Origin of the sequence: Duganella sp. SG902 (assembly GCF_013376005.1) — a bacterium.
Classification (GTDB): domain Bacteria; phylum Pseudomonadota; class Gammaproteobacteria; order Burkholderiales; family Burkholderiaceae_D; genus Rugamonas.
On sequence record NZ_JABMJK010000008.1, the window covers coordinates 281,154 to 295,414 of the forward strand.

Annotated in this window: 15 protein-coding genes and 1 riboswitch; of the genes, 8 read left to right on the forward strand and 7 right to left on the reverse strand. The window is 63.3% G+C overall.

Annotation, left to right across the window (positions count from 1 at the left end):
- Positions 1 to 56: 56 nt before the first annotated feature.
- The 4 genes from FHW83_RS31365 to FHW83_RS18805 all read right to left on the reverse strand — a co-directional run bounded on the left by FHW83_RS31365 (position 57) and on the right by FHW83_RS18805 (position 1,582).
- A complete protein-coding gene (locus FHW83_RS31365; RefSeq protein WP_373997234.1) occupies positions 57 to 188 on the reverse strand; it encodes a hypothetical protein in 132 nt (43 codons plus the stop codon).
- A 74-nt stretch (positions 189 to 262) separates the two neighbouring features.
- The gene (locus tag FHW83_RS18795) at positions 263 to 598 is read right to left on the reverse strand and encodes a PilZ domain-containing protein (RefSeq protein ID WP_176647862.1); all 336 of its coding nucleotides are present in this window, start codon (positions 596 to 598) and stop codon (positions 263 to 265) included.
- A gap of 62 nt (positions 599 to 660) precedes the next feature.
- A complete protein-coding gene (locus FHW83_RS18800; RefSeq protein ID WP_176647863.1) occupies positions 661 to 960 on the reverse strand; it encodes a hypothetical protein in 300 nt (99 codons plus the stop codon).
- A 40-nt stretch (positions 961 to 1,000) separates the two neighbouring features.
- Positions 1,001 to 1,104, reverse strand: a riboswitch (SAM-I-IV-variant riboswitch).
- 67 nt (positions 1,105 to 1,171) lie between these two features.
- Entirely contained in the window at positions 1,172 to 1,582 is a 411-nt protein-coding gene (locus FHW83_RS18805; RefSeq protein WP_176647864.1) for a hypothetical protein, read from the reverse strand.
- Positions 1,583 to 1,697: 115 nt separating this feature from the next.
- Between FHW83_RS18805 and FHW83_RS18810 the strand changes: the two genes are divergently transcribed.
- Positions 1,698 to 2,036 (forward strand): hypothetical protein, encoded by a 339-nt coding sequence (locus tag FHW83_RS18810; RefSeq protein WP_176647865.1) that lies wholly within the window; start codon positions 1,698 to 1,700, stop codon positions 2,034 to 2,036.
- Positions 2,037 to 2,445: 409 nt separating this feature from the next.
- Here the strand turns inward: FHW83_RS18810 and FHW83_RS18815 are convergent, their stop codons facing one another.
- Genes FHW83_RS18815 through FHW83_RS18825 form a run of 3 tightly spaced genes read right to left on the reverse strand, consistent with a single transcriptional unit; the run spans position 2,446 to position 5,026 of the window.
- Positions 2,446 to 2,820: a BlaI/MecI/CopY family transcriptional regulator gene (locus FHW83_RS18815; protein WP_176647866.1), complete on the reverse strand. Its 375-nt coding sequence runs from the start codon at positions 2,818 to 2,820 to the stop codon at positions 2,446 to 2,448.
- An 18-nt stretch (positions 2,821 to 2,838) separates the two neighbouring features.
- Complete coding sequence (locus FHW83_RS18820; RefSeq protein ID WP_176647867.1) at positions 2,839 to 4,125, reverse strand: leucine-rich repeat-containing protein kinase family protein; 1,287 nt, start codon at positions 4,123 to 4,125, stop codon at positions 2,839 to 2,841.
- A 55-nt stretch (positions 4,126 to 4,180) separates the two neighbouring features.
- Positions 4,181 to 5,026 (reverse strand): MBL fold metallo-hydrolase, encoded by an 846-nt coding sequence (locus FHW83_RS18825; RefSeq protein WP_176647868.1) that lies wholly within the window; start codon positions 5,024 to 5,026, stop codon positions 4,181 to 4,183.
- Positions 5,027 to 5,127: 101 nt separating this feature from the next.
- Here FHW83_RS18825 and FHW83_RS18830 point away from each other — a divergent pair, with 101 nt between their 5' ends.
- The 7 genes from FHW83_RS18830 to FHW83_RS18860 all read left to right on the forward strand — a co-directional run bounded on the left by FHW83_RS18830 (position 5,128) and on the right by FHW83_RS18860 (position 14,117).
- Positions 5,128 to 6,021 carry a LysR family transcriptional regulator gene (locus tag FHW83_RS18830; RefSeq protein ID WP_176647869.1) on the forward strand — a complete coding sequence of 298 codons (894 nt, stop codon included), beginning with the start codon at positions 5,128 to 5,130 and terminating at the stop codon, positions 6,019 to 6,021.
- A gap of 274 nt (positions 6,022 to 6,295) precedes the next feature.
- Entirely contained in the window at positions 6,296 to 9,151 is a 2,856-nt protein-coding gene (locus FHW83_RS18835; protein ID WP_176647870.1) for a 2-oxoglutarate dehydrogenase E1 component, read from the forward strand.
- 78 nt (positions 9,152 to 9,229) lie between these two features.
- Positions 9,230 to 10,486 (forward strand): 2-oxoglutarate dehydrogenase complex dihydrolipoyllysine-residue succinyltransferase, encoded by a 1,257-nt coding sequence (gene odhB, locus FHW83_RS18840; protein WP_176647871.1) that lies wholly within the window; start codon positions 9,230 to 9,232, stop codon positions 10,484 to 10,486.
- Positions 10,487 to 10,535: 49 nt separating this feature from the next.
- Positions 10,536 to 10,859 carry a PspC domain-containing protein gene (locus FHW83_RS18845; RefSeq protein WP_176647872.1) on the forward strand — a complete coding sequence of 108 codons (324 nt, stop codon included), beginning with the start codon at positions 10,536 to 10,538 and terminating at the stop codon, positions 10,857 to 10,859.
- Positions 10,860 to 10,862: 3 nt separating this feature from the next.
- On the forward strand, positions 10,863 to 12,293 hold the full coding sequence (lpdA, locus tag FHW83_RS18850) for a dihydrolipoyl dehydrogenase (RefSeq protein ID WP_176647873.1): 1,431 nt from the start codon (positions 10,863 to 10,865) through the stop codon (positions 12,291 to 12,293).
- A gap of 69 nt (positions 12,294 to 12,362) precedes the next feature.
- The gene (gene zapE, locus FHW83_RS18855; RefSeq protein ID WP_176647874.1) at positions 12,363 to 13,460 is read left to right on the forward strand and encodes a cell division protein ZapE; all 1,098 of its coding nucleotides are present in this window, start codon (positions 12,363 to 12,365) and stop codon (positions 13,458 to 13,460) included.
- Between the two features lie 12 nt (positions 13,461 to 13,472).
- A complete protein-coding gene (locus FHW83_RS18860) occupies positions 13,473 to 14,117 on the forward strand; it encodes a hypothetical protein (protein WP_176647875.1) in 645 nt (214 codons plus the stop codon).
- The last annotated feature ends 144 nt before the right edge of the window (positions 14,118 to 14,261 follow it).

The following is a 14,261-nucleotide window of genomic DNA, read 5'->3' on the forward strand; positions in this document are numbered from 1 at the left end:
CCCGACGGTCTTGACCTCTGCAGTACCGAGATCTGGTCAGGTCGCCGGCGCTAAAGTCACCATCCAGTCATGCGGCAGCACCGAGCCGCGCGGCCGGCTTCTTCCAGCGCCCAGCGTACGCGGGTGTCGCGCGCCAGTCCCTTGCCGCCGTCGGGCGAGCGGTCGAAGGCGGTGATCGTGATCGTCATGGGCATCTCCTCAAATGTCGTTCCTGCTATGACGACGAACGGGCGATCGTGAAATCGACCTGCTCAGCTAAAAATCAGGCTTTGTTTTCCTGGAGAAGCAGGTGGAAGACTGCGCGGCTGTTGTCGTCGATGCGCAGGAACTGCACGCCGGTTTTGAAGCCCAGTTCGGCGTCGGGGTCGCTGTAGACCACTTGTCCCATGGCCAGCACGTCGTGGTCGGTGTTGCCCAGCTGGACCTTGAAGGAGACGGCGCAGTATTGCGCCAGGCGGATTTGGCTTTCAGTTTGCAGGCTGATGCCGCCGTGCGACAGGTCCAGCGTATGGACCTCGTGGCGGCTTTCGTCGGTCATGGTCAGCACGGCTGGCTGGCGCACGGCGTGGCGCCGTGCTGTGCGGGCTTTCTGCGTCATGGTGCGGACAGAAGTTGGATTGAGAAAAGAATATCACAATCCGGGATGCCCGCCAGCCAGGATCAGCGCGGTGTCGCGGGGCGATCGAAATGCAGCATGTGTTCGACATGCACCTTGATGCCGTTGTTCAGGCTGGCCAACGCCTTGCGCAAGGCGCGCGCCGAGGCCTCGCCGATGCCGCCCACGGTGATGCTGTGCTCATAACAGCCGCCGCGCCGCAGGATCAGCCATTTGTCGATGCGCGCCTCGGCGCTTTTCAACGTCGTTTCCAGCTGGCTGGCGGCGGGTTCGTTGGCGCCCAATTGCAGATGGAAGGTGTGCGTCATGCGGAACTGGGTATCGAGGGAAGTGTGCGTGCTCATGGTTTCTCCTGAAAGCTTGGCTCGATTCGGAGCAAACCATGTGCGCCCGCTTCGTTGCCGTTAAAAGGCCGCATCGCCACAAAGGGCATCCACCTTGCCCGGGGAGGCAGGTTGGCGTCGGATAACCGACTCTTGATGCATAAATAAATTCGTTATAACGAATTCGAGTTCAATATAGCGGAAAACGTCCAAGAGGGCAATAGGCAGGAAATCAACTTGCGCGGTTGCGGCGGTCCGGACGCAGCACCAGCAGCCACCAGCACAGCACGCCGATGGTCAGCTGCGGCAGGTTGTAGAGGAACTTATCCAGGGTGACATCGCGCCGCTGCGGCCAGACGCTGTTCGCGGTCTCGGCGATGATGTTGGTGTGATAGAAGCAGGCCGCCAGCAGGAACAGCGCGGCCACGCCCCAGATCGCCGGCAGGCTGGTCACCCGACGGCGCAGCAGCGAGGCAAACGGATACACCAGCACGCAGCAGAACACATAGGCAAACAGGTTGACCGGCAGGTTGGCCAAATCAAAGTGTGGCAGCACGACCGGCACGGCGCAAATCGCCACCGCCAGCATGATTGCAATAACGGGATGAGCCTGTTCCGGCCAAGTCGAGAGGTGGTTGTTCATTATGAAACGCGTGATGAAAGGGCACTATTGTAGCTTTGGATAGCGGCGGCCCCACGGAACTTAATGCTGAGTCGCGAGTCGAACTCGTATTCTGTTTTTAAGCAGGGAGAGCGTCATGGATATTTTGGCCACTGAACCGCTCATGCGGCAGTATGGAGTTTCGGAGGATTCTATTGCCAAACTTCGAGAGGCTGCGGCAAATGTTCCAGCGGGGGGATTGCTCAGCTGGGGGGCGACGCCTGTCATCGCGGGCCTCAACGCAGCTGAGAGCGAGTTGCTGTTAATACGAATGCTGGAGCGTCTGGCAGAACGTTTGGAGGCTAAGTTAGACGATCACGATGTGCCTGAGCTGGTGGGCATGCCGAGTGTCGACGAGTTATTGGCCAAGATTAGCAACCCGCAGGTTGCGATCATACTACGAGATGCCTGCGCGCGACTTGACGCCGACAGGTAAAGGCGCTCGATGAGCGATGCAAAATGGATCCCGGTGTTTTTCGGAAGGCTGTAACGGAGCTTGTCGGGTTAAAACCGGTAGGGAAATTTCTATATCGTTCTCTATCGTGGTTCACCTTTATCGAAGAGCATCGTCGGGCTGCGCAATTGAAAAACGAATTGAGTAGCGCCGAAGTCTTAGCGGCAAGGGTCAAGCTTGCGGAGGATGTCTTTAGAATATTGAAAGATGCGGGATTTAGTACGACGGAGATCAAGAGTGTGATGAGGGGTTTGGTCGTGGAGCGTGTCCTCGGGCAGTGTCTCAATGATAGGCGCACCCAATTTCGGGTGGTGTCTTTCCGGCGTAAGGCGAAGGAGCTTGCGCGCGAAAAGCGAGGTGGGGAAGATCGTCGGCAATGACGGAGCTGCGCTTACTTTTCCTGATCCAGCAGGGCCTGGATTTCCTCGCGCTCTTTTTTGCTGACGTGGCCGCCGCGCAGGGCGGCCAGGACCAGGGCTTTGCCGGAGCCGGCGAAGGCTTTCTGGATCAGGTCTTTCAGCAGGCTGGTTTGCACCGAGTCCTGCTCCTGCACCGGCGCGTAGACGTGGGCGCGCTGGCTTTCGTCGCGCTTCAGCAGACCCTTTGTGTGCATCACCTGCAACACGCGCAGCACGTTGGCGTAGCTGGTGTCCGGACGCGTTTCCAGCGCCGCCTCGTGCACTTGCCGCGCCGTGGCGGGGCCGAGCGCGTACAGCAGGCGCAGCATCTCCAGTTCGGCGGCGGTTGGTTTCGGTAAGGTGCTCATGGATGTAGAATAAATTATCTAGACTGGATTGTCTAGCTGTTCTTTGATGTCGTTGAAGCGCGGACCGCCTTGCTGGCAGGCGGTTTGCAGCTGGCGCAGGCGCGGCGGGGCGCCGTCGCAGCGGTCCAGCAATTCCTCCAGCAGGTTGCCGAAGGCGCGCACTTCCAGGGTTTGCAGGGCGTCGGCGTGCGGGCCGGTCGGGTCGTAGAACGAGGCGGCGCCGAAGTCGCCCAGCAGGGTGTGGCCGTGGTCGTCGTGCAGGACGTTGTGGCCGTACAGGTCGCCGTGCATGATGCCGTGGCTGTGCAGTTGCGCGGCGGCCGAGGCGATGCCGCGGGCGATGTTCAGCGCGGCTGGCAGGTCGAAACGTTTGTCTTCGGCGTAGATGTCGCGGGTGCAGCTGTCCAGGCTGGGCGGGCCGGCCAGATTGTGGAAGGCTGGCGAGATCAGTTCCATCACGAGGCCGTGGGCGTTCTCCGGATGGTCTTCGACGTGGCCGAGGATGGGGATCAGGTTGGGGTGCGCACCGGCGCCGAGGCAGGCGGCCATTTCGCTCAGCGGCGAGCCGTCGCTGGTCATGGCGGCGCGGAAGAGCTTGACGGCGACCGGTTCGGCCATGTCATCGTGAGGCCAGTCGGCGCGGTAGATGACGCCCGAGGCGCCTTCGCCCAGTTTTTCGCGCAGCGCCAGCGTCGGCCAAGGGATGGCGGTGGAGGGCGTGTGCACCAGCGTGTCTTCCAGCGCATCGCACAGCGGATTGCCGGCGTAGGCCAGCCATGTCAGGCGCGGCAATGCCAGCAGCCAGTCCGGCAACGCGGTCAGCTGGTTGCTGGCGATGCGCAGCAGTTCCAGCTTGTGTAGCTGCGCCATGGAGGCGGGCAGGGCGCGCAGGCGGTTCCCTGCCAGCATCAGCTTTTGCAGCTGTGGGCGTTCGCCCAGAGCCATCGGCAATGTTTCGATCTGGTTATCGGTCAGCACCAGCCAGCGCAGTTGGGCGGGCAGGGCGGCGGCGGGCACCTCGCGGATCTGGTTGGCCTTGAAGCCGACCATGGTCAGCGCCGGGCACGCGCCCAGCACGGCCGGCAGCTCGGTGAACCGGTTGTCCGAGCAGAAGATGATGCGCAGCTTGCGCAGCCTTGGCAGGTCGTCCGGCAGCGATGACAGGGCATTGCCCGACAGGTCGAGGATTTCCAGGCTGTCGGCCAGCGCGTAGATTTCGCGCGGGAATTCGGTGAGGCCGCAGCGCAAGGTCAGGCGGGTGATGCCTGCCAATGCGCCGCTGCGCAACTGCTCCAGGGTGTGCATGCAGAGGTGGCGGTGAAGTCGGAGGCAGCAGTGTACCACTCCACCGCGCACCTGCTTACCACTTCATCTCGCCTTTCGCGACCTTGGCGCTGGTGTCCAGGCCGCCCAGCAGGCCGGCGCTTGGGTACAGCGCTTTCATGCGGGCGACCAGCGCGGCCGAATCGGCGGCCTTGGCGGTCTCGTTCTCGAAGCTGATCACGTAGTTGCGGGTGTAGCTGATGGCTTCCGTGGTCAGCGCCGCGCCCGGCTTGAAGTGGCCCGGCACCACGGTGGCCGGCTTCAGGGCGGCGATGCCATCCAGCGTGGCCAGCCACTGGCGGCGCGATTCCGGCGTTTGGGTGTCGGCCATCCACACGTGCAGGTCGTTGAACAGCACCACGCCGCCCACCACGGCCTTGATCGACGGGATCCACACGTAGCCGCGCGGCGCGTCCTTGATTTGCAGCGTCTGGCCTTCCAGCTTGATGGTGTCGCCCTGCAGCGGCTGCGGCACGATCACTTCATGCGGCGCGTTGTCCTTCAGGATGGGGCCCCAGAAGGCCACCTTGGCGGCTTTTTTCTTTTCGATGCCGGCGATGACGGCTGGCGTGGCAACGATCTTCGCGTCCGGGAAAGCGGCGTGGATCACGTCCAGGCCGAAGTAGAAGTCCGGGTCGTCGTGGCTGATGTAGATGGTGGTCAGGTGTTTGCCGGTGGCCTTGATCTTTTCCACCAGCTTGAGCGCTTCGCCGCGCGAGAACTGGGCGTCGATCAGCACGGCGTCCTTGTCGCCGCTGACGATGACCGAGGCCACCGGGAAAATGGCGGCCTCGCCCGGATTGAACACATCGAGCTTCAAAGGCGCGGCCTGGGCGGCGACGGTGGTGGCGAGGGCGGCGGTCAGCAGGGCTTGTTTGAACATGATCACTCCAGAAAAAGTAAGAATGACGCCATCTTAAATTTCTCAATGCGATAGAAAAATACGGTAATCTGGCTTTGTTAATTGCATAAATCGGACAAATCATGGATCGCATCACCGCCGCCCGGGTTTTCGTCACCATCGCTGAACGTGGCAGCATGATCGCCGCCGCCGACACGCTGGACATGTCGCGCGCCATGGTCACGCGCTATCTGGCCGAGATGGAGGAGTGGGCCGGCGCGCGCCTGCTGCACCGGAGCACGCGCCGCCTGAGCCTGACGGACGCCGGCGACCTCACGCTGGCGCGCTGCCGCCGCATGCTGGAGGTGGCCGACGAGATGGCGGTGGCGGCCGGCGACGATGCCGACACGCCGCAGGGCCTGTTGCGCATCACCTGCTCGCAATCGCTGGCGCAGGCTGAGCTGGCGGCCGCCGTCGGCGAGTTTCTGAAGCGCTACCCGCGCACGGCGGTCGATCTGCAAATGAGCAATCGCGCCGTCAACCTGATCGAAGAGCGCATCGACCTGGCGCTGCGCGTCACCAACACGCTGGAGCCCAACCTGATCGCCCGCCAGCTGGGCAACTGCGACTCGGTGGTGTGCGCGGCGCCGCGCTATCTGCGGGAGCGCGGCACGCCGCAGCGGCCGCAGGACCTGGCCGGCCATAATTGCCTGACCTACACCTATTTCGGCAAGAGCCTGTGGCAATTCACCGGGCCGGAGGGCGGCGCGCTGACGGTGCCGGTGAGCGGCAATCTGTCCGCCAACGAGGACTTGATCCTGCTGAAAGCGGCGGAGCAGGGCGCCGGCATCGCCCTGCAGCCGCGCTACAGCGCCGACGCGCTGATCGCGGCCGGCAAGCTGGTGGCGTTGCTCCCGAGCTACACTCCTCTGCGCATGGGTATCTATGGCATCTACACCTCGCGCCAGCACATGGCGCCGGCGCTGCGCGCCATGCTGGACTTTCTGGCGAGCTGGTTTGCGCCGAAAGGGAGGTGAACTTCCGTTAAAAAGCTGCAAATATTGCGCTTGAGGCCAGCAATCATGCGGCTTAAGAGAAAATTAATGACAAAACATTTAGCGGGTTTTTGTCGCGTAAATCATTGTTGGGATACAATACCGGTGCTATGCTGAATGGCCCGTTTTAGGTAAGACTGAACAAATAGCCCTTCCCCACAACTTGATGTGCAATCCGCTAACCGGTCAGGCCGTGTCGCGGAAGGTTAGATTAACCCGCTAATTCCTCGCGAAGCGCGAAGAAAGGTGAGCAAGAATGATGCAACAATACACGTCCAACTCCTACCTGTTTGGTGGGAACGCCCCGTACGTTGAAGAACTGTACGAAGCGTATCTCGACAATCCAGGCTCCGTGCCAGACAACTGGCGCGCCTACTTCGACGCCATGCAGCACGTACCGGCGGTCGACGGCACCAACAAACCCGACGTGGCGCACGCTTCCGTCATCGCCTCCTTCGCGGAGCGCGCCAAGCAAGGCCCGATCCGTACCGTAACCGCCTCCGGCGACCCCGAAATGGGCCGCAAGCGCGTCGCCGTCACCCAGCTGGTCGCAGCCTACCGTTACCTGGGCTCCCGCTGGGCCAACCTGGACCCGCTGCAACGCCAGGAGCGTCCGAGCATTCCTGAACTGGAGCCAAGCTTCTACGGCTTCTCGGATGCGGACATGGACACCGTATTCAACATCAGCAACACCTACTTTGGCCCGGAAACCGCGACCCTGCGCGACCTGCTGAACTTCCTGCGCGACACCTACACCCGCTCGATCGGCGCGGAGTACATGTACATCTCCGACCCGGCCGAAAAGCGCTGGCTGCAGGAGCGCCTGGAGTCGATCCGCTCGACCCCGAACTTCACCCCGGAAAAGAAAAAGCACATCCTGGAGCGTCTGACCGCGGCCGAAGGCCTCGAGCGCTACCTCCACACCAAGTATGTCGGTCAAAAACGCTTCTCGCTGGAAGGCGGCGAAACCTTCATCGCCTCGATCGACGAGATCATCCAGCGCGCCGGTGAAAAAGGCGTGCAGGAAATCGTCATCGGCATGGCCCACCGCGGCCGCCTGAACGTGCTGGTCAACACCCTGGGCAAGGCGCCCAAGGACCTGTTCGAAGAATTCGAAGGCAAGCACGGCGACGACCTGCCGGCCGGCGACGTGAAGTACCACCAGGGCTTCTCGTCCGACATCTCGACCACCGGCGGCCCGGTTCACCTGTCGCTGGCGTTCAACCCGTCGCACCTGGAAATCGTCAACCCGGTGGTGGAAGGTTCGGTCAAGGCCCGCATGGACCGCCGCGGCGACCACGCCGGCAAGCAAGTGCTGCCTATCCTGGTGCACGGCGACGCCGCCTTCGCCGGCCAGGGCGTTGTGATGGAAACCCTGAACCTGGCGCAAACCCGCGGCTACGGCACCGGCGGCACGGTGCACATCGTGATCAACAACCAGATCGGTTTCACCACCTCCGACCCGCGCGACGCCCGCTCGACCATCTACTGCTCCGACGTGGTGAAGATGATCGAGGCGCCAGTGCTGCACGTGAACGCCGACGATCCGGAAGCCACCGTGCTGGCCTCGCAGATCGCCATGGACTACCGCGCGCAGTTCGGCAAGGACATCGTGGTCGACATCATCTGCTTCCGCAAACTGGGCCACAACGAGCAGGACACCCCGGCGCTGACCCAGCCGCTGATGTACAAGAAAATCGGCAAGCACCCAGGCACCCGCAAGCTGTACGCCGACAAGCTCGCCACCCAGGGCGTGATCCCGGCCGACGGCGGCGAGCAGATGCAAGCCGCCTACCGCGACGCCATGGACGCCGGCAAGCACACCGTCGATCCGGTGATCTCCAACTTCAAGAACAAGTTCGCCGTTGACTGGCTGCCGTTCCTGAACAAGAAGTGGACCGACGCCGCCGACACCGCCGTGCCGCTGACCGAGCTGAAACGCCTGGCCGGCCGCATCACCACCGTGCCTGAAAACTTCAAGGTGCACTCGCTGGTCGAGAAAGTGCTGGCCGACCGCGCCGCCATGGGCCGTGGTGAAGTCAACCTGGACTGGGGCATGGGCGAACACCTGGCCTTCGCGTCGCTGGTATCGTCGGGCTACGCTGTGCGCCTGACCGGCCAGGACGCCGGCCGCGGCACCTTCACCCACCGCCACGCCGTGCTGCACGACCAGAACCGCGAGCGTTGGGACGCCGGCACCTACGTGCCGCTGCAGAACATCGCCGAAGGCCAGGCGCCGTTCACCGTGATCGACTCGGTGCTGTCGGAAGAGGCGGTGCTGGGCTTCGAATACGGCTACTCGACCGCCGAGCCGAACACCCTGACCATCTGGGAAGCCCAGTTCGGCGACTTCGTCAACGGCGCCCAGGTTGTGATCGACCAGTTCATCAGCTCCGGCGAGGTGAAGTGGGGCCGCGCCTCGGGCCTGGTGATGCTGCTGCCGCACGGCTACGAAGGCCAGGGTCCGGAGCACTCGTCGGCACGTCCGGAGCGCTTCCTGCAGCTGTGCGCCGACAACAACATGCAAGTGGTGCAGCCAACCACCGCCTCGCAGATCTTCCACGTGCTGCGTCGCCAGATGGTGCGCCAGTTCCGCAAGCCGCTGGTCATCATGACCCCGAAATCGCTGCTGCGTAACAAGGACGCGGGTTCGCCGCTGAGCGAACTGGCCAAGGGCGCCTTCCAGACCGTGATCGGTGAAGTGGACGAGAGCATCGACGCCAAGAAAGTCAAACGCGTCATCGTCTGCTCGGGCAAGGTGTACTACGACCTGGTCAACGCGCGCAAGACCCGCGGCCAGACCGACACCGCCATCCTGCGTATCGAGCAGCTGTATCCGTTCCCGCACAAGGCGTTCGCCGCGGAATTGAAGAAATTCTCGGCCGCGACCGAAGTGGTGTGGGCACAGGACGAACCGCAGAATCAGGGCCCATGGTTCCAGATTCAGCACAACATCTTCGAGAGCCTGGAATCGGGCCAGCGCCTGGCGTACGCCGGCCGCCCGGCTTCGGCATCGCCAGCCGTCGGTTACTACGACAAGCACTACGCTCAACAGAAAGAGCTGCTGGAAACCGCCTTCTCGAAGCTCAAGGGCTTCATCCTGACCAAGTAATCAGAACCACACATTGAACGGAGCGCCGCCTTTGCTACGCAGGGCGGCGCCGCAAAAACAAATATACGGAGTTTTTTCATGGCACAAATCGAAGTCAAAGTTCCTCAACTGTCGGAATCGGTCGCTGAAGCAACCATGCTGACCTGGCATAAAAAAGTCGGCGACACCATCTCGCGCGACGAAAACCTGATCGATATCGAAACCGACAAAGTGGTTCTGGAACTGCCGGCACCTGCCGCTGGCACCCTGGTGCAAATCATCAAGGGCGACGGCAGCACCGTGGTGGCTGACGAAGTGATCGCAATTATCGATACCGAAGGCGGCGCCGCTGTTGCCGCCGCTCCTGCCGCCGCTGCCGCTCCTGCCGCCGCCGCGCCTGCCCCAGCCGCAGCTCCCGCAGCCGCTACCGGTGGCTCGAAAGGCGACGTGGCCATGCCGGCCGCCGCCAAGATCCTGTCGGAAAAAGGCCTGTCGGCTTCCGACGTCGCCGGTTCGGGCAAGGATGGCCGCGTGACCAAGGGCGACGCCCTGGCCGCCTCGGCATCGTCGACCCCGGCCGTAGCGCCGCTGGCCGCGCCGGCCGCCAAGCCAGCCTTGGCCCAAGTGGCCGCGCCTGCCGCGCCTAACCTGGGCGACCGTCCGGAAGAGCGCGTGCCGATGAGCCGCCTGCGCGCCCGTATCGCCGAGCGCCTGGTGCAATCGCAATCGACCAACGCCATCCTGACCACCTTCAACGAAGTGAACATGGCTCCGGTCATGGACCTGCGCAACAAGTACAAGGACAAGTTCGAGAAAGAGCACGGCGTCAAGCTGGGCTTCATGTCGTTCTTCGTCAAGGCCGCCGTTGCCGCGCTGAAGAAATACCCGATCCTGAACGCCTCGGTCGATGGCAACGACATCGTCTACCACGGCTACTTCGACATCGGTATCGCCGTCGGTTCGCCGCGCGGCCTGGTGGTGCCTATCCTGCGCAACGCCGACCAGATGTCGATCGCTGAAATCGAGAAGAAAATCGGTGAGTTCGGCGCCAAGGCCAAGGAAGGCAAGCTGACCCTGGACGACCTGACCGGCGGCACCTTCTCGATCTCGAACGGCGGCACCTTCGGCTCGATGCTGTCGACCCCGATCATCAACCCGCCGCAATCGGCCATCCTGGGCGTGCACGCCACCAAGGACCGCGCCGTGGTGGAAAACGGCCAGATCGTTGTTCGTCCGATGAACTACCTGGCGATGTCCTACGACCACCGCATCATCGACGGCCGCGAAGCCGTGCTGGGCCTGGTGGCCATGAAGGAAGCGCTGGAAGATCCCGCACGCCTGCTGCTGGACCTGTAATTGGTGCCTGCGCCCCCGGCCAGTCCGGGGGCTTACTAAGGGGTCATGAATGAGCGTTGCTGAAGAAATCAAGCGTTTGCATGAACTGCAACAGGCCGGGGCGCTGTCGGACGAGGAGTTCGCCGCCGCCAAGGCCCGTTTGCTGAACAACCAGGCTGCTCCCGCCACCTCCAACGACATCTCGCGCCTGCGCCGTTCGCGCACCGACCGTTGGCTGGGCGGCGTGTGTGGCGGGCTGGGCCGCATCACCGGGGTCGATTCCTGGATCTGGCGCCTGCTATTTGTGTTGTTCGTGCTGACCTTCGGCTTCGGCCTCGCGCTCTACATTCTGTTGTGGATCTTCGTTCCAGAAGACGAACTGATTGGAAATTAAAAAATGAGTAAACAATTTGACGTAGTAGTTATCGGCGCCGGTCCTGGCGGTTACATCGCCGCTATCCGCGCTGCACAGCTGGGTTTCTCGGTTGCCTGCGTGGACGCATGGGTGAATGAAAAGGGCGGTCCGGCACCGGGCGGCACCTGCACCAACGTCGGCTGCATCCCGTCGAAAGCGCTGCTGCAATCGTCGGAACACTACGAGCACGCCGGCCACGCGTTCAAGGACCACGGCATTGACGTGTCGGGCCTGTCGCTGAACCTGCCGCAAATGCTCAAGCGCAAGGACACCGTCGTGAAGCAAAACAACGACGGCATCCTGTTCCTGTTCAAGAAAAACAAGGTGACCTTCTTCCACGGCCGCGCCTCGTTCGCCGGCGCCGCCACCGCTGAAGGCTACCCGCTGACCGTGTCGGCCCCGGCCAACGAATCCATCGTCGGCAAGCAAGTCATCATCGCCACCGGTTCGAACGCGCGTGCCCTGCCAGGCGCGGAGTTCGATGAGAAACTGATCCTGTCGAACGAAGGCGCGCTGGCCATCGGCGACGTGCCGAAGAAGCTGGGCGTGATCGGCGCCGGCGTGATCGGCCTGGAAATGGGTTCGGTATGGCGTCGCCTGGGTTCGGAAGTGACCGTGCTGGAAGGCCTGCCGACCTTCCTGGGCGCCGTCGACGAGCAGATCGCCAAGGAAGCCAACAAGCTGTTCACCAAGCAGGGCCTGAGCATCAACCTGGGCTGCAAGATCAACAAAGTCACCAAGGGCGACAACAACGTCACCGTGGAATACGACAACGCCAAGGGCGAAGCCAACACCGCCGTGTTCGACAAGCTGATCGTCTCGATCGGCCGCACCCCGAACACCAACGGCCTGGCCGCTGACAAAGTGGGCCTGGCGCTGGACGAGCGCGGCTTCGTGGCCGTCGACGACGACTGCAAGACCAACCTGCCGGGCGTATGGGCGATCGGCGACGTGGTGCGCGGCCCGATGCTGGCGCACAAGGCGGAAGAAGAGGGTGTCGCCGTGGCCGAGCGCATGGCCGGCCAGCATGGCCACACCAACTTCGCCACCATCCCTTGGGTGATCTACACCTCGCCGGAAATCGCGTGGGTAGGCCGCACCGAGCAGCAGCTGAAGGCCGACGGCGTGGCGTACAAGGCCGGCACCTTCCCATTCCTGGCCAACGGCCGCGCGCGCGCGCTGGGCGACACCTCGGGCATGGTCAAGTTCCTGGCCGACGCGACCACCGACGAAATCCTGGGCGTGCACATCATCGGCCCGATGGCTTCGGAGCTGATCTCGGAAGCCGTGGTGGCGATGGAGTTCAAGGCCTCGGCCGAAGACATCGCGCGTATCTGCCACGCCCACCCGTCGCTGTCGGAAGCGACCAAGGAAGCGGCGCTGGCCATCGACAAGCGCACGCTGAACTTCTAAGACTCATGTAGCTTGAGTCACAGGGCGGGCCGTCATGGCCCGCCGTTTTTGTTTGTGCAGAATGAACTTATGAACGTCCAAGAGTACTACAACAACGCGCTGGCGCAGCGCGGCTACAAGCCCGACGAGGCGCAGCAGCGCGCGATCACCCGTCTGCAGCAATGCTATGACGAATGGGTGGAGTACAAGGGGCAACGCTCCAGCACCTTCAAGCGCCTGATCAACCGTCCGGCGGTGCCGAAGGGCGTGTACATGTGGGGCGGGGTCGGGCGGGGCAAGTCCTTCCTGATGGACAGCTTCTTCTCGGTGGTGCCGCTGGTGCGCAAGACGCGCCTGCACTTCCACGAATTCATGCGCGACGTGCACCGCCAGCTGGACGAGCTGCGCGGCGTGGCCGATCCGCTGGACGAGGTGGCCAAGCGGGTGGCCCGGAAGTATCGCCTGATCTGCTTCGACGAATTCCACATCTCGGACGTGGCCGACGCCATGATCATGTACAACCTGCTGAAGGCGCTGTTCGACAACGGCGTGTCCTTCATCATGACCTCGAACTACGATCCGCAGCTGCTGTACCCGGACGGCCTGCACCGCGACCGCATCCTGCCGACCATCGCGCTGCTGTACGAGAAGCTGGACGTGATGAACATCGACGCCGGCATCGACTATCGCGGCCGCGCGCTGGAGCAGGTCGAGGCCTACTACACGCCGCTCAACGCCCAGACCGACAAGGCGCTGCGCGACGCCTACGCCAGCATCGCGGAAACCGCCGACGAAGACCCGATAATCCGCATCGAGGCGCGCGAGATCCGCGCGCTGCGGCGCGCCGGCACCATCATCTGGTTCGACTTCAACACCCTGTGCGGCGGCCCGCGCTCGCAGAACGACTACCTGGAAATCGCCAGCCGTTTCCATACCGTGATATTGTCCGGGGTGCCGATGATGTCGGCCGCCATGTCGTCGGAGGCGCGCCGCTTCACCTGGCTGATCGACGTGTTCTACGACCAGGGCGTTAAACTGCTGATGTCGGCCGAAGTGGAGCCGGAGGAGCTGTACACCAACGGCGCCATGGCCAACGAATTCCACCGCACCGTGTCGCGCATCGTCGAGATGCAGTCGCAGGAGTACATGAATCGCCAGCAGCGCGGCGCCGCCGCCTCGCTGTCGTAACGGGATCGGAATATGAAAGCATTCATCGCATTGCTGGGCGCCTTGGCCATCGCGGCCCACGCCCAGAACGTTCAAACCGTGGAGCAGGCCGACGCCGCGCTGGTCAAGGTGGCGCGCGACCGCGCCGCCGTCAACGAGGAATATGCGGCCAGCGAGCGCGAATGCTCGGCCAAGTTCTTCGTCAACAACTGCCTGGACAAGGCCAAGGAAAAGCGCCGCGTGGAACTGGCCGCGATCCGCGCGGTGGAAGTCGACGCCCAGCACTTCAAGCGCGCCGACTCGGTCGCCAAGCGCGATGCCGAACTGGCCGAGCGCGCGCGCAAGGACGCGGAGGATGCCGCGCTGCGCGCCGCCCAGCCGCCCAAGGCGCCGCATGAGGAAAAAGCCGCGCCGGCTGCGCCGGCCGGCCACCGCGTGGTCGACCGCGAGGCGGAGCATGCCGCCAAGGTCAAGCGCCAGGAGCAGAAGGACGCGGCCGAGGCGGCCAAGCGCGCGGCCAACGTCGCCGCGTTCGAGAAGAAGAAGGCCGAGTCCGAGCATCGCCAGGCGGAAGTGGCGCGCAAGAAGGCGGAAAACGCCGCCAAGGCCGAACGCGCCGCCGCGCGCCGCGCAGCCGAGGAGAAAAAAGCCGCGGCCCAACAGCCACCGGCGCGCTGAGCCCCGTCCCCCCGGCGCCCTGAGCCCCGCCCCCCCGGTGCCCTGAGCCCCGTCATTCCCGCGCAGGCGCACTGCTGTCCGGAATAATTTTGTTGACATGGTTTCAAAAGAGTGAAGGTTGCAGTTGTGCGAATTCCTCCATCT